The organism is Rhizobium sp. ERR 1071, from assembly GCF_007828675.1.
Lineage (GTDB): Bacteria > Pseudomonadota > Alphaproteobacteria > Rhizobiales > Rhizobiaceae > Rhizobium > Rhizobium dioscoreae.
The window spans coordinates 479,043-497,769 of sequence record NZ_VITM01000005.1; the positions used below are offsets into that span (position 1 = coordinate 479,043).

General features: G+C 56.3%; 23 protein-coding genes and 1 pseudogene. 8 read left to right on the forward strand and 16 right to left on the reverse strand.

Features of this window, described 5'->3' with window-relative positions; translation table 11 throughout:
- Positions 1-201: 201 nt before the first annotated feature.
- The 3 genes from FBZ99_RS33505 to FBZ99_RS20530 form a co-directional block, all read right to left on the reverse strand.
- Positions 202-534 (reverse strand): four-helix bundle copper-binding protein, encoded by a 333-nt coding sequence (locus tag FBZ99_RS33505; protein WP_113396557.1) that lies wholly within the window; start codon positions 532-534, stop codon positions 202-204.
- 11 nt (positions 535-545) lie between these two features.
- On the reverse strand, positions 546-962 hold the full coding sequence (locus FBZ99_RS20525) for a DUF305 domain-containing protein (RefSeq protein WP_113353123.1): 417 nt from the start codon (positions 960-962) through the stop codon (positions 546-548).
- 609 nt (positions 963-1,571) lie between these two features.
- Complete coding sequence (locus tag FBZ99_RS20530) at positions 1,572-1,970, reverse strand: DUF1236 domain-containing protein (RefSeq protein ID WP_113353122.1); 399 nt, start codon at positions 1,968-1,970, stop codon at positions 1,572-1,574.
- Positions 1,971-2,524: 554 nt separating this feature from the next.
- On the opposite strand from FBZ99_RS20530, the gene FBZ99_RS20535 reads away from it, so the two are divergent.
- Positions 2,525-3,217, forward strand: a complete 693-nt coding sequence (locus FBZ99_RS20535) for a Crp/Fnr family transcriptional regulator (RefSeq protein ID WP_233788515.1) — start codon at positions 2,525-2,527, stop codon at positions 3,215-3,217.
- 7 nt (positions 3,218-3,224) lie between these two features.
- On the opposite strand, the gene FBZ99_RS20540 is transcribed toward FBZ99_RS20535, so the two are convergent.
- Entirely contained in the window at positions 3,225-3,467 is a 243-nt protein-coding gene (locus FBZ99_RS20540) for a DUF6894 family protein (RefSeq protein WP_113353119.1), read from the reverse strand.
- 57 nt (positions 3,468-3,524) lie between these two features.
- Positions 3,525-4,241 (reverse strand): Crp/Fnr family transcriptional regulator, encoded by a 717-nt coding sequence (locus FBZ99_RS20545; RefSeq protein ID WP_145634594.1) that lies wholly within the window; start codon positions 4,239-4,241, stop codon positions 3,525-3,527.
- 35 nt (positions 4,242-4,276) lie between these two features.
- Between FBZ99_RS20545 and FBZ99_RS20550 the strand changes: the two genes are divergently transcribed.
- Entirely contained in the window at positions 4,277-4,519 is a 243-nt protein-coding gene (locus tag FBZ99_RS20550; protein WP_145324640.1) for a hypothetical protein, read from the forward strand.
- A gap of 131 nt (positions 4,520-4,650) precedes the next feature.
- Positions 4,651-5,760 carry a PAS domain S-box protein gene (locus FBZ99_RS20555; RefSeq protein ID WP_145634597.1) on the forward strand — a complete coding sequence of 370 codons (1,110 nt, stop codon included), beginning with the start codon at positions 4,651-4,653 and terminating at the stop codon, positions 5,758-5,760.
- Between the two features lie 122 nt (positions 5,761-5,882).
- Here the strand turns inward: FBZ99_RS20555 and FBZ99_RS20560 are convergent.
- From FBZ99_RS20560 to FBZ99_RS20585, 6 genes and pseudogenes are all read right to left on the reverse strand, one after another.
- Positions 5,883-6,492, reverse strand: a pseudogene (locus tag FBZ99_RS20560) (general stress protein).
- A gap of 25 nt (positions 6,493-6,517) precedes the next feature.
- Positions 6,518-6,829, reverse strand: coding sequence for a PepSY domain-containing protein (locus tag FBZ99_RS20565; RefSeq protein WP_145634599.1), 312 nt, complete (start codon positions 6,827-6,829; stop codon positions 6,518-6,520).
- A gap of 173 nt (positions 6,830-7,002) precedes the next feature.
- Positions 7,003-7,257: a DUF6894 family protein gene (locus FBZ99_RS20570; RefSeq protein WP_113353114.1), complete on the reverse strand. Its 255-nt coding sequence runs from the start codon at positions 7,255-7,257 to the stop codon at positions 7,003-7,005.
- A gap of 64 nt (positions 7,258-7,321) precedes the next feature.
- Positions 7,322-7,822: a YciE/YciF ferroxidase family protein gene (locus FBZ99_RS20575; protein WP_113388654.1), complete on the reverse strand. Its 501-nt coding sequence runs from the start codon at positions 7,820-7,822 to the stop codon at positions 7,322-7,324.
- Positions 7,823-7,887: 65 nt separating this feature from the next.
- Entirely contained in the window at positions 7,888-8,070 is a 183-nt protein-coding gene (locus FBZ99_RS20580; RefSeq protein WP_113353112.1) for a hypothetical protein, read from the reverse strand.
- 86 nt (positions 8,071-8,156) lie between these two features.
- On the reverse strand, positions 8,157-9,455 hold the full coding sequence (locus FBZ99_RS20585; RefSeq protein WP_246661154.1) for an NRAMP family divalent metal transporter: 1,299 nt from the start codon (positions 9,453-9,455) through the stop codon (positions 8,157-8,159).
- A gap of 233 nt (positions 9,456-9,688) precedes the next feature.
- On the opposite strand from FBZ99_RS20585, the gene FBZ99_RS20590 reads away from it, so the two are divergent.
- Positions 9,689-9,904 carry a hypothetical protein gene (locus FBZ99_RS20590; RefSeq protein WP_069614249.1) on the forward strand — a complete coding sequence of 72 codons (216 nt, stop codon included), beginning with the start codon at positions 9,689-9,691 and terminating at the stop codon, positions 9,902-9,904.
- 26 nt (positions 9,905-9,930) lie between these two features.
- On the opposite strand, the gene FBZ99_RS20595 is transcribed toward FBZ99_RS20590, so the two are convergent.
- Positions 9,931-10,794, reverse strand: coding sequence for an alpha/beta fold hydrolase (locus FBZ99_RS20595; RefSeq protein WP_113353111.1), 864 nt, complete (start codon positions 10,792-10,794; stop codon positions 9,931-9,933).
- 59 nt (positions 10,795-10,853) lie between these two features.
- Positions 10,854-11,936, reverse strand: coding sequence for a DNA topoisomerase IB (locus tag FBZ99_RS20600; protein WP_145634602.1), 1,083 nt, complete (start codon positions 11,934-11,936; stop codon positions 10,854-10,856).
- Between the two features lie 257 nt (positions 11,937-12,193).
- Between FBZ99_RS20600 and FBZ99_RS20605 the strand changes: the two genes are divergently transcribed.
- From FBZ99_RS20605 to FBZ99_RS20615, 3 genes are all read left to right on the forward strand, one after another.
- Positions 12,194-13,111, forward strand: coding sequence for a hypothetical protein (locus FBZ99_RS20605; protein WP_145634604.1), 918 nt, complete (start codon positions 12,194-12,196; stop codon positions 13,109-13,111).
- Between the two features lie 787 nt (positions 13,112-13,898).
- Positions 13,899-14,264, forward strand: a complete 366-nt coding sequence (locus FBZ99_RS20610) for a hypothetical protein (protein ID WP_145634607.1) — start codon at positions 13,899-13,901, stop codon at positions 14,262-14,264.
- A gap of 435 nt (positions 14,265-14,699) precedes the next feature.
- Entirely contained in the window at positions 14,700-15,218 is a 519-nt protein-coding gene (locus FBZ99_RS20615) for a sigma-70 family RNA polymerase sigma factor (protein ID WP_113353107.1), read from the forward strand.
- Between the two features lie 151 nt (positions 15,219-15,369).
- Here FBZ99_RS20615 and FBZ99_RS33840 read toward each other — a convergent pair whose 3' ends face one another.
- The 3 genes from FBZ99_RS33840 to FBZ99_RS20625 all read right to left on the reverse strand — a co-directional run bounded on the left by FBZ99_RS33840 (position 15,370) and on the right by FBZ99_RS20625 (position 17,448).
- Complete coding sequence (locus FBZ99_RS33840; RefSeq protein WP_308936549.1) at positions 15,370-15,705, reverse strand: DUF6714 family protein; 336 nt, start codon at positions 15,703-15,705, stop codon at positions 15,370-15,372.
- A gap of 186 nt (positions 15,706-15,891) precedes the next feature.
- Entirely contained in the window at positions 15,892-16,407 is a 516-nt protein-coding gene (locus FBZ99_RS20620; protein ID WP_113353105.1) for an NUDIX hydrolase, read from the reverse strand.
- A 30-nt stretch (positions 16,408-16,437) separates the two neighbouring features.
- On the reverse strand, positions 16,438-17,448 hold the full coding sequence (locus FBZ99_RS20625) for a LacI family DNA-binding transcriptional regulator (protein WP_113353104.1): 1,011 nt from the start codon (positions 17,446-17,448) through the stop codon (positions 16,438-16,440).
- A 183-nt stretch (positions 17,449-17,631) separates the two neighbouring features.
- Here FBZ99_RS20625 and FBZ99_RS20630 point away from each other — a divergent pair, with 183 nt between their 5' ends.
- On the forward strand, positions 17,632-18,660 hold the full coding sequence (locus tag FBZ99_RS20630; RefSeq protein WP_145634609.1) for an ABC transporter substrate-binding protein: 1,029 nt from the start codon (positions 17,632-17,634) through the stop codon (positions 18,658-18,660).
- Positions 18,661-18,727 lie beyond the last annotated feature (67 nt).

The following is an 18,727-nucleotide window of genomic DNA, read 5'->3' on the forward strand; positions in this document are numbered from 1 at the left end:
ATTTCAAATCACTCCGCTACTAAATGGAGAGCTTGATCGCATCGACGTTTTCTAGCGAAATTGACGAAGCCGCATCATGGGATGGAGGTGTTGCAAGCCCGACCCACATCTACCACAGCGACGCTTCAATCGGCGGGCCGGCGCAAAGATGCAACGTCGACCCGCTTGTCAGATGCGAAGATGGTACGAGGGCCTTCTTCTCTATGACGCCATGCGATGGCAACTGTCCGCACAGCGGCGGCAGGCTTTAACGCAATCCTGCATGTCACCGATCCGTTCGCAATCATCCGCGCATTGAGCGCAGATCTCCGCGCATTCACGACAGACGTGGCGATGATGTTGAGAGCCTATCAGCATGAAATGCGCGGCCGTCCGGCATATCTCGCTACAGGCCATCATGAGCTTGAAATGCGGCGGACTGGTGTGCTCTCCTCCAGCCTGGAGACAGTGTCCCATCGCAGTGGACAGGCATTCGCCGTAGCACGCGAGGCAGTCTTCGATGCAGCTCTTCATTTCGGCTGAAACGTGGTGCATTGGCATCCTCCTTACTTGGCTTCGCTGTGGAGCAAGCCGCTCATCTGTTTGATTTCCTTCGTCTGATCGTTAATGATCTTGCGAGCCTTTTGCCGCGCCAGTTTATTATGGCCGTACTTGAGTTCGACCTGCGACATGCTGATCGCACCCATGTGGTGAGCGATCATGCCGCAAAGGAAGGACACGTCCGCATCCTTCTTCATCATTCCCTGCATCATGTTGGAATTCATGCTCTTCATTCCGTCCATGGCCGCTTTCTGGTAGTCGGTCATGTCGCCAGGCATTTGCATGCCCGCCGACGACATCTGCATCTCCTCGGATTTACACGTCTCCGGATAGGCGATCTGCGCCGCTGCGCCGGCAGGTTTCAGCGCGAAGGCTGCCATGGTGATGACCGCTGCAAATGCGATCTTCCTGGTGATATTCATGTCGATCTCCTTCTGATTTGGTTCGCTTCTCTTAACCAAACGAAGATCGAGGCGGCGGATCCAACGCCCTGATAAGGAGGAGAGGACTCGGCTGGATCGTTCGGGCCACGAGATTGTCGGCTTCCCTGATGAATAGCCCGCCTGCAAAGTAATCAGGAACTAGCGCACAACAATGCGCGACGGAACAACAACACGGCCGCGGTGTGCCTTCTGTCTGAACCTCACGCGGACCGCTCCGTTCGATCATGTAGCCAGCACTAGTCTCTTCAGGACATGCATGGCTCACCGCCGCCACCTTTAAGAAGATAGCGGCGGCCATGGCGACGATTCTGAGACAGTGCGAGATTCTTCGAAACGGCATCATGGCGGGTGTTCCCTTTTCCCCGCCGAACGATATCGCCACAAAAATGTTCCGACTGCGCCGCGGAATGCGCGAGGCCATGATCGCCAAACTGCGGAGGAGTTCACAAACGCTGAAGTTGGATGTGGTTTGCCGCTTATCACAAGGGCGCTATGCGCCATGTCACATTCAAGTCCGTGTCGGCCAAGACTTGACAATGTACTTGCCTGGTTTAGCCAAAAGGGCCTCTTTCGGAGGCCCTCTCGGCATTATTCAACGATGCGAACAATCTTACGCGTCTTCGGTTGGACGATGACGCGTTCATGGTTCACGACAGCGTAGCCATATGTCGGGTTGTCCGGAACCGGTGTGATGGCAACGGTCTCTGGGAGAGTTCGACCGACGACAATCTGGTCCTGCACGACAGTCTCGGTTGGAGGCAGTGGTTGCTCCTGAACATAGGTGATCACTTTTTGTGGCGGCGGATCGATCGCGGTACCGGCAATCGCTCCGGCAACACCGCCAACTGCAGCACCGACAGGCCCCCCTACAACCGCTCCAGTGGCCGCGCCGCCCGCGGCTCCAGTGACCGTGGAAGACTGCGCCAAGGCTGAACCAGCGAGAAGGCCAAAGGCGGCAACCGCTGAAACGATGAGTCTCGTTCTCATAGCATTCTCCTTTGCATTTTAGTTCTTACGAACTGAAAGGAAAATTGCACAGCCATCAGAATGTTCCTCTTTGGCTACCATCTGCAGCCATCACGAGTTTACCTCATGCGACAAACTTCGTGAGCGGCGAGGGTTGCGAAAAATGCGCCGGGCGAGACGTGATATTTGCCGATGACTTCTGTCAACGAACGTTGGCCGCGGCGAACGCATGCATCCCGATGAGTGTGGGAGAAACGCAAGGCAAGCAACGTGTCGGGATCGTAGCCGTACTCGTCATTCAGTCCAGCGCCATCCTTCACCATTCTCGCTAGGGTCGCCCTTTCCAACCTAAGGGTCTACCCTCCTCCGATCGCTTCATTCGCCAAGATAACGCTCGCTCGGAAACAGCCATGGAACTTGGTGCACGACGAACGTCCGCCAGCGTACGCAAAATCATCCCCAACATCAGGGTGCTATAGAATCATGATCCGCCCACAAAGCTAAGGGCAGGCCGGCGAGGACCCAATTCCCATGCTCGATCTTTCGCGAGAGCCATGCTCGACCTAGAACGTTTAATGACAACGAACCGGCTTCTCGCTCGCCTGCCCGCAGATGAATTTCGCAGCATCGGCAAGCAGTTGGAGCAGATCGATCTCGAGCGCGGCTTCAACATTGCCGGAGCCGATTGCCTGATCGACGATGTCTATTTCCTTTCGAGTGGAATTAGCTCCGTCGTTGCCATTTCGCCTGACGGCCAGCGCGCCGAAGCCGGCATGGTGGGGCGTGAAGGTTTTTTGCCAATGCCGGCCGGCGTCGGTGGGACGATCAGCATCCACGAGGTCTTCATGCAAATGGACGGTCAGGGCGTACGGATGCCGCTGCATGCGCTCCTTGCAGCATTGCCGGAAAATCCGGTTTTCTCCAACCTTTTGGCGCGTTTCATTCAGACCTTTGCGACACAGATTTCCTATACGGCCCTTTGCAACGCAAACTATCAGGTAGACGAACGGCTCGCCCGCTGGCTGCTCATGTGCCATGACCGGGTGGATGGCGACGAGATTGCTTTAACACATGACTTCATCGCCGCGATGCTGAGTGTCAGAAGGCCGAGCATCACGACGGCCCTGCACGTTCTTGAGGGAAGGAAGCTCATCAGGGCCGAGCGTGGCCGCATTACGATCCGCGACAGAAGAGGACTTGAAGAATTTACTGGCGGCTCCTATGGCAAGCCGGAAGAGGAATATCGTCGCCTTATCGGTGATTTCTGACGGAGCGCTATTTCAAATGGTCGCGAACGACCGCATGAAATGAAACCGAGAACTGCAGCTTACCGGTCTCGTCGTGAACCTCGATATGCTCATCGGGGACCATCTGGCCATTCTTGATCCGCGCGGCGACGAGTTCCCGCACTGCCTTTATTGCACTCGAACGCGCATCATCGATGGTGGCAAATTCATCGCCTTCGCCATCGCGGACGGTTTCGCCATTTCGGCGAATATGAAAGAAGTAGCGTGTCATGCAGGCTCCTTCAGCACTTGTCCACCGCCAACACCACTGGCGCCATTGCCGCCGCGATCAAAAGAGATCCTTCATCAAACGCCGATATTCCTCTTCCGGCTTGCCGTAAGCGTCATGGGCAAACTCCTCGAGAGCGGCTCGATTTCGAATGGTGATGCTGCCGCGCTCCGCTGTGATGAAGCGATTGCCTTCGAGAATATGCAGCGAGGTGGTGACGCTTGGTCGCCGCACCGCAAGCATGAGGGATATGAATTCATGCGTCAGCGCTATCTCGTTGCCCGATACTCGGTCGTGGCACATCAGCAGCCATCGCGCCAATCTCTCGTTCACGTCATGAAGAGCGTTGGAAATAGCGGTGTAGGCCAATTGGACGGCGAAGGCCTCGATGGAACGGATTATAAGTTTGTTGAAATTTCGATTCCGATCCATGAAATGACGAAACGATCCATAGTTCATCCGATAGGATTCCGCTTCGAGCTGCACAATAACATCATGAGCATTAAATTCGGTGCCAGCAACGGCCGATGTCGGCACATAGCCATCAAAGCCGAACACGCCCGCTTCGGCGCGGCGGCCTTCCGGTGTCACGGCGACGATTGATCCGATGCCGGATGTCAGAAAATAAACATAGTCGATCGACTGGCCGGCTTTTCCGATGAGCGTGCCGCGCGGAAGCGCCACATATTCTAGCTCTTGCGCAATCTGTTCATAATCCCCCGACGGAAGAACGGAGAGCAGTTTGTTTTGCATATTGGACTGGTGGGGGGCTGGCATGACAGCGCTTCCTCCTGGTTAGGCAAGAGCATGGCATGCACGCCTTGCCGTCTGAGCTGCAGCCGGGCAACATGAAAGAAGCTACTCTTCTTGGAGCTGCGTCACAAGGAATGTACGCTAGCAGACAGAAGAGCGGATTTTGTGGCAAAGCTCGCAATTTGGCCTATTTTACACTACGCGGTCGCTCGTTGGATGACGCCTATAAGCCAGTAGCTATTACCGTCCCTGAAATGCGGCAGCGCCCTTCGGCTGAAGAGCTGAAGGCTTTACTTAAATGATATCGGCTCAGGAATGCGGAGCACAAATATCATCTGCGAGATAAAATCTCGCTGGCATGACTTCTACATAGGCGCCACAGGAGCATCGGCAACGGCATGTGACCTTTTCTGCCGAAAAATGGGAGGTGGAGATGCCTGGGAAGACTGATCGGTCCACGCCGTCAACAGATACCCCTTATAGAGCACCAAGAATATCCATATCGATACCCTCCGCTGTTGCGACTCCACGGGGCGGGGGCGATACTCCCTCAGCTCAAGCTCTGCTTGCAGCCATCGTCGAAAGTTCGGATGACGCGATCGTCAGCAAATCCCTTGATGGCTTCATTACCAGTTGGAACAGCGGCGCCGAACGGCTTTTCGGCTTCAGCGCAGAAGAGGCGGTCGGACAGCATATCACCATCATCATCCCGGAAGATCGCCGGCATGAAGAAGACACGATTCTCGCCAGCATCCGCGAGGGAAAGCGAATAGAGCACTATGAGACCGTCCGTCGCCATAAGGATGGAAGTCCGCTCGACATCTCCCTGACGGTTTCGCCCGTTCGCGACAGCAGCGGCGCCATTGTCGGTGCATCAAAAATCGCGCGCGACATTTCCGAACGCAAGCATGCGGCCCAACGCCAGATGCTGTTGCTGCGGGAAATGAGCCACCGCATCAAGAATATCTTCGCCATCATGAGTGCGGTCATTGGAGTAAGCGAGCGCACGGCAACAACCGTCAAAGAACTAACGAGCGACATCCGTGCAAGGGTAAATACCTTGGCGATCGCCTATGAACTGACGCTGCCAGACATCGGCCTCACCGCCGTTCAGTTTCGCGAGACGTCGCTATTTACACTCGTTAAAGCCCTTTTCGCCGCCCACCAAGGCGCCGACATCGAACGGGCCTCCATTCGCGGCCAGGATGTGCCAGTCTGCGGAACGACGCTGACATCGCTCGCGCTTCTGCTCCACGAATTCTCAACGAATGCAGTGAAATACGGCGCGCTCTCCGCGCCGGCGGGCCGTATTGAGATCGAAGTGCGGTACGATCCGGATTTTGTTTTGACCTGGACTGAAATAGGTGGTCCATCGGTCAACCAACCCGAGGGGCCGGGCGGCTTCGGCTCCCAGCTCGAGCGCGCGACGATTGCATCCCTCCAAGGTGCAATCAATCGTGATTGGGATCCGGCGGGATTGAAGATTACACTGCGAATTCCAGCCGATGTTCTTCCCCGAACGAGACCGCCGGAAGAGGCTTGAACCGCCCGTTGATCAGCTTCCTAGAGCGGTTCAGCTTTTCGCGGAATCCCTGAACCGCCCTATCTTTTTGTTTTCACGCAATTGCGGGCGAAAGACCGCTACACACTTTTCCTGTAATTGCTCTAGAGGCGGTGCGCGCGATTGCGCTCGCGCTCGGCCAGGATCTGTTCCGACGTGTAAGGCGGTGCCGATTCGTCAAAGCCGGTCCATCCTTGCTCCACATAGCTCGCGCGCCGTTGTGCAATGTCGACCGGACGAGACGCGGCAAGGATCGATTGAGCCTGGGCTACGCGACTGTCTTCGACATGAGCAGCGACCAGCGATCCGCCGCGACGAATACCCTCTGCATAGAAATGCGCATCCTCTTCGGGAATGCCTTCCGTGATCATCGCGCCAATAATCCCCCCCCACCGCTCCACCGGCCACAGCGCCCGCTATTGCACCGGCGGCCGTCGCAGCAAGCCAACCGGCTGCAACGACCGGTCCCACTCCGGGGATGGCGATCATGCCGAGGCCGCCGAGCAGGCCCCCGGCGCCACCTGCAACGGCACCGATGCCCGCACCGGTGCCGGCGCCTTCCGCGCCGTAGCTGCCTTGCCCTTCGACATCGACGCCATCGGCCTTGTTCGTGATGATGCTGATCTCGTCAGACGCGACACCTGCATCCTCAAGGGCCTTTACGGCCGTGCGGGCATTATCATAGCTGTCATAAAGTCCAGTAACCGTTTGCATTGGATGCTTCTCGCTTTGTTGTGGGTTATTTCGCCATTGTCACGTTACCCTGGAAATCCAGGGAGATGCCGACTGGTCTGCCATCCTTGTCGGCGCTTGCACGCCAGACGCCCTGGCTATCGAGCTTCAGATCACGAATATTCCTGTATCCGGCGTTTTCGAAGCGCGATTTCGCCTGCTTCTGACTGAAGCTGTTTTTGCCGGCGATCGGAGCCCCGGGATTGCGGTCAGTGTTGACGGCGGGCGTTGTCTGCGATGTGGTTGGTTTCTCACTTTGCGCGAACGATCCCGTCGCAAAAGCCATCGCGACAAATGTGATGCTGATAAGCTTGTTCATGTTCAAACCTTTCGTTACTGCCGATGCGAACCACGCGAAGGGCCCATTGTTCCCGCAATTCAGTGGGAGATGGATTTCAGGCAAAGAGCGGCGCGATTGCTCCTCGCGATGCACGGCAGGGTTGAAATAATCTGATTGCAACAACTGGCGACCAGCGGCTCGCCCGTATATAGTCAGGTTCCCTCATCCTTGAGAGCCAGGTACGTGATCTCCATTGTCAGAGTGAGCCGCACTACCGGAATCTTGTCACTCCTGGCGACTTCGACAGCAAGGCATTCGCCGTTCTTGTTCGGGATACCATCCAACGCCATCTCCGCCAGTATTCGCTTCGCCTCATCAACGGCTGATATGAGATCCGGGAGATCTTGGCCTTCGTCATCATCAAGCACTGTCTCGCGATCTTTCGTTGCGAAATAAAAGTTCGTCATGTTCGACCTCAGGCGGTGCGCTGCCAGGGGGCAACGCACCGAAGAAGAAGTGCCGGCTGTAGTCCTATGCCGCCTTTTTGGCTTTTGCATTGGCCGCTGTTTCCGCCAGCTTCGTCAACTTCTGATCCGTCGCCTTTTCTTCCGCGAGCGTCTGCTGGAGAAGAGGTACCGCATCCTTCAGGCCGAGCTGCTTGGCCCATTCGATCAAAGTGCCATAGCGGGCGATCTCGTAATGCTCGACGGCCTGCGCCGAGGAGATCAGACCTGCATCGAGTGCCGGAGTTCCCTTGAACTCTTCGATGATTTCGTCAGCTTCCGCGATGATGCCCTGGATCGCTTCGCAGGTCTTGCCGCGCGCTGGCTTTCCAAGGAGCTCGAATACCTGTTCCAGGCGTTCGACGTGACCTTGGGTCTCATCGCGATGGTGGAGAAAGCCGTCCTTGCCTTCCTGCGCTTGCGCTGCGCGCGCCATCTTCGGCAGGGCCTTGAGGATTTGCTTTTCCGCGTAATAGATGTCTTTCAGCGTTTCCAGAAAGAGGTCGTTGAGTGTCTTTTCGGATGCCATGGATGTCCTCCATCGAATAAGGATCGAAAGGAAGTCCGCCATGCGGACCTCCCTAGCGAGCTCTATCAGGAATTCTTGTGGCTTTGCTGGCCAGCCTTCACATGCTGTTCGTGGCTACCGCCACGGGTGCCGCCCGACTGCTCGTTACGAGACGAAGCGTGCTTCGTGTTGGTATCCTTGTCGGCGTTCTTGTGGCTCTGCTGGCCGGCTTTGACGTGCTGTTCGTGGGACCCACCTTGGGAAGCCATGATGTTTCTCCTCTTGTTTGATTGCGAGACCTTCATTGGTCTCGCGGCTTCAAACAGGCTTTGGACATGTTGGTTCCCAGCAGCGATCAAAAAAACGCAGTTGCCGCCATTCCTATCACGGCAACGAACATCGCTAGACACGCCGCCCAGCCGACAGCACGCAGGCCCCTGCCGATGACGAACTGTTTCATGACATCGCGATTGGAAGCGATCAGCATGAGGATCACCATGACGGGAACGGCGACCACGCCGTTGATCACCGCACTCCAGAACAAGGCCTTCATCGGCGGGATGGGGGTGAAGTTCAAAAGCATGCCAACGATAGTCGCCAGACCGACGGTCGTGTAGAAAGCCTTGGCCTCGCTGGGGTCGCGAGATAGGCCGACCTTCCAACGAGCCGCCTCGCCAATCGCATACGCAGCTGAACCTGCAAGAACGGGCACTGCCAAAAGACCGGTCCCCATAATGCCTATTGCAAAGATGATCTTGGCAAACGGTCCGGCCAGTGGTTCGATCGCTTTCGCCGCGTCGACGGAGCTTTCGATATTCGTTGAGCCTGCTGTGTTAAGGGTCGCGGCGGTCGTCGTGATGATCGCGAGTGCGGCGATATTGGAAGCGGCCATGCCAACGAGCGTATCCAGTGTGATCCGTGTATTTGCCTTCTCCGCCTCCGCCGGATGCTTGACGAGAGGTTCTTCACGAGGCTTCTCCTTGAGGTCCTCGGCTTCTTGAGATGCTTGCCAGAAGAAGAGATAGGGGCTGATGGTGGTTCCGAAGATCGCGACGATCATTGACCAGTAATTCGGATCCGCCTTGATGGTTGGGAGCAGGAGACCGCGGCTAAAGGCCAACCAGTCGACACGCACCACAAAGAGGGTCGCAATGTATGACAAGAGCGCCAGGCTCAACCATTTCAGGACGGCGACGTAACGCTTGTACTTCAGGAGGACCTGCAGAAGGATGCAGATCACGCCAAAAGCCGCGACGTAAATGAGCGAATTGCCATTCAACAGCAAATGTGCCGCATCCCCCATCGCGCCGAGATCGGCGCCGAGATTGATGACATTGGCAATCAGGAGCGGAACGGTGACACTGACGCCCACCCAGCGCGGATAACATTTCACCATGCTGCCCGCCAAACCTCGGCCCGTCGTTCGGCCAATGCGGGCACTGATCATCTGCACCGTCACCATCAGCGGATAGGTGAACACCAGCGTCCAGCTCGCGAGGTAGCCGAACTGCGCTCCGGCCTGTGAGTAAGTCGCGATCCCGCTTGGGTCGTCGTCCGAGGCGCCGGTGACCAGGCCTGGTCCCAGGATTTCCAACAGACGTGGTTTTGAAGGTTCGACGACAGAGCTTTTGTCGTCCATCTGATAGCCGCTCATGACTGCCTCCTGCAGAACCGGACCGCGCATCTTGTCGGTCGCGGTGCGAACAAACCGTGCTTATTGATCATTTGTTCCCGGACACGCAGCCCGCGCGAAAGCAATCCAATTTCAAAAGCTTGGAAGGGGCGGCACGATCAATTCCTGCTTGCTCCTCGCAATATCTTCTCCGCGCGGGAACCTTCTGCATCCAGATCGATTTGATCTACAACGCAACTAAGGAGACCGCGCATATGGAAAAGCAACGGCGCTTCGAGCGACGTCGACCGTTAAGAGGCTCAGCATATACGCTCACCGATTTTCAGAAAAAGTATGACCTCGACGACCGCAGCGCCGAAGATCTCTTCATCCGCTTCGGTCCATCCTCGATCGAACTTGACCTGCTGATGGCCGCAAAAGGGCGGAAGCCGTCTTTTGACGAGCTAACGAAAGAAATGCCGCAACAATAGATAAGGACCGGGCGGAAAATCCTACGTCAGGACGCCTTGAGGAAGTGCAGCAGCGCGCGTGCAAGATGCATGGGGTTCTCCTCCGCTACATGGTGTCCGCTCTCGATGCCATGACCCGAGACATTGGTCGCCCACGATCGCCAAATTTTTCTCGGATCGCCGAAGAAATACTCGAGATCGTCACGTGTCGACCATAAGCAAAGCAACGGGCATGCAATTTTTTTTCCGGCTTTGCGATCCTGCCATTCGTCTTCGCGATCGACTGTCAAGCCAGCCCTATAATCTTCGATCATTCCATGAACGACGGCCGGATCATGGATCGCCGCCATGAGATCCTGATAGGCTTCCTCCCCCATGAACTCAGGTGTGATCGCCTTGTACCAGCCTCTTGGATCGGCATTGATCGCCTGTTCCGGTTTGTCTGGTTGAGCAAAGAAGAACCAGTGATACCAATCGCGCGCGAACCGCCAATCCATCCGTTCGAGATGTTCGATAATGGGGATACTGTCGATCACGACGAGTTTCGTGATGATCTCGGGATAATCCATGGCGAGCCTGAAAGCGACGTAGCTTCCACGATCATGGCCCGCGACGGCAAAGCTGCGATGGCCCAATAGCTGCATCAAGCTGACGCAATCGAGCGCCTTTGCCCGCTTTGCCGAGTGCCGGCTATCGTCTGTGTCAGGTGGTTGAAAGGATTTCCCGAACCCTCGGAGATCGGGACAGACGACGGTGAAATGCGGCGACAGCAAGTCCGCCACCTGGCCCCACGTCATGTGCGTTCGCGGATGCCCGTGGAGCAGAAGCAGGGGCGGCCCATTGCCTCCATACCGAACCCGTAAACTGCCAGGTCCGACATTCACGGTCTCGACTGCCATACCGTCAAACAATTCTCGCCTCCCATGCTCAGTCCGCCGATCACCTCATCCAAGAGGATGCGGACTCCCGTTTAAAGGCTGACATCCCTCGCCGCCCGTCTTTGAAGCCACCGCAATACGCGGATCTCCTCCATGTCCATCCAATTTAAAAGCCGCTCACTGCGTGTTTGAATCTTAAGCACATCACCGAGGCGCTCATTCCGGAAATCCTCGAAGACCGCGGGATGAATATAGGATGTCTTACAAACCGCGCGCGTATTGACGAGCATTGCTGCGACAGCATCGACCACCTGATTAAGCTGCCGCGTGATCGCGCTTTCCGACGATTCGACCTTGAGAGGAGCCAGCGCCGAGACTGCCAAACAGGTCGCGCCCCACGTCCTGAATTGGCGCGAGGTGAAATCACTTCCCATGGTTTCCCTGATATACGTATTGACATCTTGCGACGAAATCTGGCGACAACCACCGTCATCGCAGACATACTGAAAAAGTTGCTGACCTGGCAGTTCCTGCAAACGTCGCACGACATTGGCGATACGCCGGTCGCTATGAACCAGATTCCATTCTTTACCTGATTTTCCCTTGAAGCGGAATTTGACCGTCCCGCCCTCCACCCGGACATGACGGCTCTTCAACGTCGTCACTCCATAGGACTGGTTCTCTTCGGCATAGGCGGTGTTGCCGATGCGAATATAGAGGTTATCGAGTATCCAGATCACCGTGGCCAAAGCCTTTTCCATCGTCAAGCCGCGCGAGCGCAGATCGACGTCGACGCGCTGGCGAATTTCGGGAAGGGTATCGCCGAAATCGGCGAGACGATCGAACTTCGCGCGGGCACGCTCGGACTGCCATTCCAGATGATAGCGATATTGTTTGCGGCCCCGGGCATCGAAACCGACAGCCTGAAGATGAGACAACGGATTGGTTGAGATCACAACATCCGTATAGGCGGGAGGAATGGCCAAGGCATTCAGGCGAGCGATCTCATCTCGATCCCTAATCCTTATTCCGTTTGGAAGGTAATAGACGAATCCGTTCCTTCCGGGCTTTCGGGTGATGCCGTCTTCGAGATTGCCAATGTAGATCAGTCCGGAATGGAGCTTTGCTTCGGCAGCCGCGGCAGCGGCTTCGACTTTGGCGACTATCTGGTTCATGGGCCGTTAACTCCCATCCGGCGTCGCGGTTCCCGGAGCGCCTTATGTCGTGACGGGAAACTGCATCGATCCCGGAGAAAATCCATCAAACGGGTGAGTGATCATCTGGAACAAACAATGTCGACCGCCGTTGCAATAGGCGTGAGTTTCACGTTTGGAGGATATTCAACATGGGTCGAGGTATTCTGCTCTGGCTTCTCGGCATCCCGCTGCCAATCGTCATTCTTCTCGTTCTCTTCACGCGATAGGAGGTGCGGATGTCCTCTGTCGAAGAAGTACCCGCGGGAACCGTCCCAGTCGAGTCGTCCAAGCCGGCCATCGTCTGGGGCCCGATCATCGGTGGCGCGCTCGCAGCGACCGGCATTGCTCTTATCCTTCTCCTCCTCGGATCCGGGGTCGGCTTGACGATGGTTTCACCGTGGTCCAGCCAAACCAGCTCAGCGGCGACGGTCGGTATAACCGCCGCGATCTGGCTGATAGTGGTTCAATGGCTATCGTCCGCGATCGGCGGTTACATCACTGGCAGGCTGCGTACGAAATGGGTGGAGATACACTCCGATGAGGTCTTTTTCCGTGACACGGCGCATGGATTTCTAAGTTGGGCGCTGGCAACAGTGTTCGTGGCTGGATTTCTAGCGTCTTCGCTAACATCGCTGGCGGGCGCGTCAGTCGATGCCGCGGGTAAGGTCGCGCAGACCGCGGCGGATGTTAGTGCCTCTCCTGCACCAGCGACGAAGACGGACGCGACAGCTTACTTTACCGACGCCCTGCTTCGGCCCGCAAAGGTTTCAGACCGTGCCCAATCCGATGATCGCGCAGCAGCGGCAGAAATCTCACGCATCCTCCTGCAAGGGGCGGCCAGTGGAGAAATTCCCGATAGCGATAAGTCCTATATGGCAGCAATTATCTCCGCGCGTGCTGGCCTTTCTGAGGCCGATGCGCGCAACCGCGTCGATACCGTGCTTAAACAGATCGATGACGCGAAGTCAGCTGCGAAAGAAGCGGCTGACAAGGCTAGGAAGGCGGGCACGACGACCGCACTGGTCGGTTCTCTTTCGCTCCTGGTGGGCGCTTTCATCGCCTCCGCAGCTTCGGCCCTCGGCGGCCGGCAGCGTGACGAAGAAGAAGACCTGGTCGTTACAACCCGCGGCCGGGTCTCTGAAGTAAAACGGTAAGTTAACACGTACCTAATGAACAAGGTTCATTACGGTCAAACAAGTCGATCGCCACGAACGGAGCCTGAGATGCCCAAACGGAACGATTCTCCTGCAGTTCAATCCCTCTCGAACGAACGCGAGGAGCAGCAGCAGCAAGCAACGCAAAACGAACTCGAAAGGGGCCTTGAGGACACATTCCCGGCGTCCGATCCTGTTTCTGCGACCCATACAGCAGTCTTACCGAAGCATGCCTCCTCAGAAGCCTCCGAAAGAGGCAGGGCGCGGCATCATGTTGATGCATTTGAAGACAGACTTCCTATCACTTCAGACAGGCACGTAACGACAGGCGACGGAGCCGGTGACAAAGGTGCCGCAAAAACCGAGGTTCGTGCGCTTTACCGAGCAGCGCGCCAAGCGAGTCGAACTGATCCGGCGCCAACTGCGCGTGACGCTTCCGTCCCTTCGCCAGATGGCGCCGGTCTGCTAAGCGAGTTCAAGCATAGGATTCGCGAGCGACCGATCGCGACAATAGTTGCGGCCGCGGTGATAGGGTTTGCGTGTGGCATGACACGCTAACCAATTCGATCATCAATAACGCCGCCGAGATACCGGTGGATTGAGGATGACGCGCAATAACTGAGATGCCTCAGGTGAATGGGTCTGGCTGGAAGAAGTAAGTGCCATCAATGTCGCCAAGCTGATTAGGGATTTGCTCGATCCTATCACCGGCACTCCGGTGTTCGTCGACGTTGGGCAAGGACTGTTGCGGTAGCAGAGTCTTATTTGCCACAAGGGAGAGTACCAGATGAATCAGAATGACAGCCTCGAGGATACAGCTAAACTCGAAACCCATCACCAGGCAGAGATCGGCCCTCGCGAGAAGCTCCAGCTGCGATTGCTGGAGCTACGAACCCAAATTGCAATCGTGCGAATTCGACTGCTGACGATTAAATATCGGGCAAGGAATGTCGCCTGGAGTGGAATCCGATTGGTTGATGCCTCTGCGCATGACCAACTTGGAGCTTATCCATGGCTGAAGTTATCCGCAGCATCACTGGCGGCCTTCATAACAGGGCGCGTCCTTCGACGGCTACCTCTCAGCCTCATGATGATCGCGGCAAGACCGCTCCTTGCGACAGCCGTTGGGTCTGCTTCGAGGCATATCCGCTAAGCGGATTAGCGCCTACATTACCGATCGTCTCATTTCGCTTTCGGATCATTCGTAGATGAATTGACAATTATAAAGCCCGCCATTGCGATCGAAACAAGACCAAAGTCACAATCGAATATATCTTGTGAAGACAACTCGCGAAGCGGATTCGCCATATTTTCAAGTCAGCGAATAATGCTGATTGACCACCAAGAACAAGGCGATGCTGCGGCGATTCCTATCGTCTTTCTAGCTGCAAATACGATGATGCGATGTCTTTTGTGAACACTGCACTGATATCAAACCTAGATGGGAAAACATGCTGGGTCGTGATCGGAAAGGACAAGCTCTCTGTAATTATCCGAACATAGTTTTGTCTGCTTGCGTACGGAAAATATGAAAGGGGAACAAGCTAGGCGAGTAAGCATTGCAGATTTATCCAGGAGGATAAATCAAATGCTCATAACCGCATGTTCTACATTGCAGGACGAAGTTGTCGCCCTGCTGCCAGCCTTGCGCAACTTTGCCCGACGGTTCGTTTTTAGCGAGACCGATGTCGACGACCTCACGCAGGAGACTGTCGGCAAAATGCTTGCCCATCTCGATAGCTTCACTCCGGGAACCAAGCTCAGGAGCTGGGCATTCACCATTATGCGAAACACCTACATGACCGAATACAAGCGCCAAAAACGGGTCCAGCTTCGTAATAGTGATGATGGACTTTTCGAAATTCCAGTAGCAGGCCGCCAGCAGCTCTGCATTTATACGGCCGACGTCCGTTCTGCCTTAGCTCGCCTTCCCACATATCAACGAGACGCACTTCTTATGATTGTCGATGGTTTGTCATATGACGATGCGGCGAGACTTTCCGGGTGCGAGATCGGGACGATTAAAAGCCGCGTGTCACGCGCACGCGCGACCTTGGTTAAAATCCTCGGCGAGAATTCGATACGTAGTGCCGCCTCGATCCAGTAAGATCCTTTGTGACCTGCGCGCGAATGGAGCTTGGGTTCACCTCCGGAGACTGAGAGAACCGAGCGCGATGTCTGGACAGTCCGTCGTGTCGACGACAGCACATTTGCTGGATGGTTCCGCCTGTCTCTAGAAAGGAGGGGGCAGAGATTGGCTATGGGCTACGACCAGGCGCATGAGGCAAGGAATATGCTTCCTGATATGCAGGCAAATGACATCGCATCCCCTTGGCATCGAAAAACGACGGGCTGCTGGAGTGCTTGTTGAGAATCTCTGGGGCGATCGCGGTCCAGCCGCCCTTCCCATCATCGGCCCGACATGCGGCACGAACCTCGTTGCTCGCGTAATCGTCAAGCGCCTGCACCTTACCAGGGCCCTTGTCCAAGGTGGCTCCCGCAAACGCATCTCTTATGGCGGCTCTCACCTTCTTTGGGAGATCAGACACCGGTTTGATCAAAGGAGGCGCCCGTTCAATGGTGCGCTCCGTCACCGTGCGATGTTGGCCAAGCTCCGCGTTCGGTGCCCTCAAACTGGAGCCCGGTCAACGAACCTTCCGGCCTCCGCGAACCTGAACACTAGAAATCGTTCAGGTTGATTGCGGGCGAGAACAGTCCGAAGTCTATGTGATCAGGTGTTGGCCAGGACCTGTGGTTCTGAAGTTTCTGATTTCCAACGTTTATTTTCGCTGAGGCCTAAAGTTGATGAGCAGAGATTTGAGCTCAATTTCACGTACGCGTCTAGCCGCCTCGTCGAGGCTGACCCAATCGATCCGCCGCTGGCCTCGCTCCTTGAACTCATTCCGGATTTCTTTCACTTCCACTTGAAACAGGTCAACGACGCATGGCACGACTTTTCCGTCGTCAAGTTCTTTCAGATAGGTGTATCGGCCGATCGGCGCTCTTCTCACCTTGCCACGGACACCAGCTTCCTCCCATGCTTCGATGGCGGCTGCCTCGTGAGGCTCCTTGCCTTTCATGGGCCAGCCTTTCGGCACGATCCAGCGCCCGCTTTCACGCGAGGTAATCACCAGAACTTCGATCTCGTCACCGCCCTCCTTGTAGCGAAAACAAAGCGCGCCATATTGGTTTCGAAACGCACTGGAAAACAGCCGTTCCGGCGTGCGTGCCAGCTGTTGCAGCAGGTGCTTTGATTTGGGGAATGTTGGCTTGCCGCTGTCTTTTTTTGATGTCATATCATTCAACTTATCAGCCTATCCAGCGCCCTATCCTCCTCTAACCGAGCCTCGCCACGCCAATTCGGCGTGCAATGTTACGGAATGGCCCTCGAGCCTGTCCGATGACGGGCTCTCGCCCAGCCATGTCACAGCCTGTCGTGCGATTGCCACGACGGGCTGAGCAAAGGTCGTCAAATCATAGGACGACCATGAGGCCTGCTCAATATCGTCGAAGCCGACGACGCAGAGCTGATCCGGGATCGAAAGCGAAAACTGGTGCCGTGCCGCGTCCATGAGGCCGCAGGCCAGCAGATCGGTTGCACAAAACACCGCGTCCGGTCGTTCGCTTAGGGTCAGCAGCCGCTGCGCGACGACCTTGCCAGCCTCGTATCCGGTCCAGCCATATCGTTCGACGATCACATCCAGTCCATGGGCCTTCGCCGCCGCGATGAAACCGGCCTCACGCGCCATCAAACTCGGCGTGCCGGCTTCCGAGTTCGCGAACGCCAGCCTGGTGCAGCCGGCGCGAACGAAAGCGGTCACAACGCGCCCTGCCGCCTCGCGATCGTCGAGATTGATCCGCAAGGGTCCAGGTTGATCGTCGTCTCTGTTGATCAGAACGAGGCGCTGGCCGTTTCTCAGGCAGAGCTGCGTGATCGACTTGTCGGGCAGGCCTGAGAGAATGATCGATGCATCCGCCCTATATCGGATCGCCTGCTGAAGCGCGCGATCGACGCTGCCGTCGGAGCGGTCGGTATTGACGAGCATGGCGACCTTGCCGACGATCTGCAGCTGCTGTGTCAGCTCGCGCAGCAATGCAGACCGATAAGGTGTCGCCACCTCCGAGACAATCAGACAGACGATGCCGCTTTCATTGCGCATCAGCCCGCGGGCGAGATGATTGACCTGATATCCAAGCTCCTCCGCCGCCCGCAGAACCTTTTGGCGGGTGGCCTCCGAAACGCTCGCCCCTGGCGTGAATGCGCGAGAAACCGCCGAGCGCGAAACACCCGCCCGCCGCGCAACTTCCTCGGCACTGACAAAATCTCGTTGCGACACACCGCCTCTCCTCTTCCATCCAAACTCCATCATAGTTTGCAATCGCGTGCAATATGGTGATCTCGGTGGTTTTGTGAAACTTTTATGACAGCGGTAGTTGACAGTGTGAGATAACCAATGCAGCATTTGCACGCGCTTGCAAAAAGCGCTCGGCGTGGAGGCGCCGTAAAGTAGGAGGACATCATGCGATTGGTCAACATGGCCGCGACAGCCCTTGCCGCGGGAATTTCGCTTATTGCCTGGTCGGCGCATGCCGCGGGCGATTTGAACGTGATCTGCTCGGCGGATCCCGAAGTTTGCGACCTGATGAAGGGGCTCTTCGAGAAGCAAAGCGACATCAAGGTCAATATGGTTCGGCTTTCGGCCGGCGAAACCTACGCCAAGATCCGCGCCGAGGCGCGCAATCCGAAGACGGATATCTGGTGGGCGGGAACCGGTGACCCCCATTTGCAAGCCGCGGCCGAGGGCCTGACGCTGGAATATAAATCACCGCTTTTCGACCAGCTTCAGGATTGGGCGAAGAAGCAGGCCGAAAGCGCCAATTTCCGCACGGTCGGCGTTTATGCGGGAGCGCTTGGCTGGGGCTATAACACGGATATCTTGAGGAAGAAGGGCTTGAAGGAGCCTAAATGCTGGGCCGACCTTCTTGACCCCTCCTTTAAGGGCGAGATCCAGATTGCCAATCCGAACTCGTCGGGAACGTCCTACAATACTTTGGCGACACTCGTGCAGATCATGGGCGAGGACAAGGCCTTCGATTATCTTTCGAAGCTCAATGCCAATGTCTCGCAATATACCAAGTCGGGCTCCGCCCCGGTGAAAGCGGCAGCGCGCGGGGAATCGACGATCGGCATCGTTTTCATGCATGACGCGGTTGCACAGACCGTCGAAGGCTTTCCCATCAAGGCGGTGGCACCGTGCGAGGGCACGGGTTACGAGATCGGCTCCATGTCGATCATCAAGGGCGCCAGAAATCTCGACAACGCCAAGAAATGGTACGACTGGGCACTCAGCGCCGAGGTACAATCGCATATGAAGGATGCCAAGTCCTACCAGCTTCCCTCCAACAAGTCGGCCGAGGTGCCGAAGGAGGCCCCGAAATTCGAGGAGATAAAGCTGATCGACTACGACTTCAAGAAATACGGCGATCCCACGATCCGTAAGGCGCTGCTTGCCCGATGGGACAGGGAAATCGGCGCCAAGGCCAACTGACGGCTTTTTCGATTGCCCTCGCAGGCCGGCTCCTCGTGCAACCGGCCTGCGTCATCTCTGATTTTTG

What these genes read in the sequence shown, in the direction of transcription:
- FBZ99_RS33505 (WP_113396557.1), bottom strand. Translation starts at nt 534, where the DNA reads ATGCACCACGTTTCAGCCGAAATGAAGAGCTGCATCGAAGACTGCCTC.
- FBZ99_RS20525 (WP_113353123.1), bottom strand. Translation starts at nt 962, where the DNA reads ATGAATATCACCAGGAAGATCGCATTTGCAGCGGTCATCACCATGGCA.
- FBZ99_RS20530 (WP_113353122.1), bottom strand. Translation starts at nt 1,970, where the DNA reads ATGAGAACGAGACTCATCGTTTCAGCGGTTGCCGCCTTTGGCCTTCTC.
- FBZ99_RS20535 (WP_233788515.1), top strand. Translation starts at nt 2,525, where the DNA reads ATGACAACGAACCGGCTTCTCGCTCGCCTGCCCGCAGATGAATTTCGC.
- FBZ99_RS20540 (WP_113353119.1), bottom strand. Translation starts at nt 3,467, where the DNA reads ATGACACGCTACTTCTTTCATATTCGCCGAAATGGCGAAACCGTCCGC.
- FBZ99_RS20545 (WP_145634594.1), bottom strand. Translation starts at nt 4,241, where the DNA reads ATGCCAGCCCCCCACCAGTCCAATATGCAAAACAAACTGCTCTCCGTT.
- FBZ99_RS20550 (WP_145324640.1), top strand. Translation starts at nt 4,277, where the DNA reads ATGCACGCCTTGCCGTCTGAGCTGCAGCCGGGCAACATGAAAGAAGCT.
- FBZ99_RS20555 (WP_145634597.1), top strand. Translation starts at nt 4,651, where the DNA reads ATGCCTGGGAAGACTGATCGGTCCACGCCGTCAACAGATACCCCTTAT.
- FBZ99_RS20565 (WP_145634599.1), bottom strand. Translation starts at nt 6,829, where the DNA reads ATGAACAAGCTTATCAGCATCACATTTGTCGCGATGGCTTTTGCGACG.
- FBZ99_RS20570 (WP_113353114.1), bottom strand. Translation starts at nt 7,257, where the DNA reads ATGACGAACTTTTATTTCGCAACGAAAGATCGCGAGACAGTGCTTGAT.
- FBZ99_RS20575 (WP_113388654.1), bottom strand. Translation starts at nt 7,822, where the DNA reads ATGGCATCCGAAAAGACACTCAACGACCTCTTTCTGGAAACGCTGAAA.
- FBZ99_RS20580 (WP_113353112.1), bottom strand. Translation starts at nt 8,070, where the DNA reads ATGGCTTCCCAAGGTGGGTCCCACGAACAGCACGTCAAAGCCGGCCAG.
- FBZ99_RS20585 (WP_246661154.1), bottom strand. Translation starts at nt 9,455, where the DNA reads ATGAGCGGCTATCAGATGGACGACAAAAGCTCTGTCGTCGAACCTTCA.
- FBZ99_RS20590 (WP_069614249.1), top strand. Translation starts at nt 9,689, where the DNA reads ATGGAAAAGCAACGGCGCTTCGAGCGACGTCGACCGTTAAGAGGCTCA.
- FBZ99_RS20600 (WP_145634602.1), bottom strand. Translation starts at nt 11,936, where the DNA reads ATGAACCAGATAGTCGCCAAAGTCGAAGCCGCTGCCGCGGCTGCCGAA.
- FBZ99_RS20605 (WP_145634604.1), top strand. Translation starts at nt 12,194, where the DNA reads ATGTCCTCTGTCGAAGAAGTACCCGCGGGAACCGTCCCAGTCGAGTCG.
- FBZ99_RS20610 (WP_145634607.1), top strand. Translation starts at nt 13,899, where the DNA reads ATGAATCAGAATGACAGCCTCGAGGATACAGCTAAACTCGAAACCCAT.
- FBZ99_RS20615 (WP_113353107.1), top strand. Translation starts at nt 14,700, where the DNA reads ATGCTCATAACCGCATGTTCTACATTGCAGGACGAAGTTGTCGCCCTG.
- FBZ99_RS20620 (WP_113353105.1), bottom strand. Translation starts at nt 16,407, where the DNA reads ATGACATCAAAAAAAGACAGCGGCAAGCCAACATTCCCCAAATCAAAG.
- FBZ99_RS20630 (WP_145634609.1), top strand. Translation starts at nt 17,632, where the DNA reads ATGCGATTGGTCAACATGGCCGCGACAGCCCTTGCCGCGGGAATTTCG.